This window comes from Streptomyces bobili (assembly GCF_002154575.1).
GTDB classification, from domain to species: Bacteria; Actinomycetota; Actinomycetes; order Streptomycetales; family Streptomycetaceae; genus Streptomyces; species Streptomyces bobili.
Window position 1 is genome coordinate 1 of record NZ_MUBA01000876.1, and the last position, 589, is coordinate 589.

At 68.1% G+C, this 589-nt stretch carries 1 protein-coding gene; it reads left to right on the forward strand.

What is annotated here, in order from left to right:
- On the forward strand, positions 1–589 hold a 589-nt coding region (locus BZL64_RS38415), incomplete at both ends, for a zinc-binding dehydrogenase (RefSeq protein WP_143663472.1).

Consider the following 589-nt stretch of genomic DNA (forward strand, 5'->3'; position numbering starts at 1 on the left):
GGCCGGCTACGGCGCGGCGGTCAACACCGGCAACGTGGGCCGCGGCGACTCGGTGGCCGTCATCGGCTGCGGCGGCGTGGGCAACGCGGCGATCGCCGGGGCCTGTCTCAACGGCGCCATGAAGGTCATCGCCGTCGACATCGATGATCGCAAGCTCGACCAGGCCGAGAAGTTCGGTGCCACACACACCGTCAACTCCCGCGGTACCGACCCGGTCGAGGCGGTCCGGGCCCTGACCGACGGCTTCGGCGTGGACATCGCGATCGACGCCGTCGGCCGCCCCGAGACTTTCAAGCAGGCCTTCTACATGCGGGATCACGCGGGTCTGCTGGTCCAGGTCGGCGTCCCCTCCCCCGAGATGACGGTCGACCTCCCGCTGATCGACGTGTTCTCGCGGGGCGGTGCGATCAAGTCGTCCTGGTACGGAGACTGTCTGCCGAGCCGGGACTTCCCTTACCTGATCGACCAGTACCTGTACGGACTGCTCGACCTCAACGCCTTCGTCTCCGAGACCATCGCGCTGGACCAGGTGGAGGAGGCCTTCGGCAAGATGCACCGGGGCGAGGTACTGCGCTCGGTGGTGGTGCTG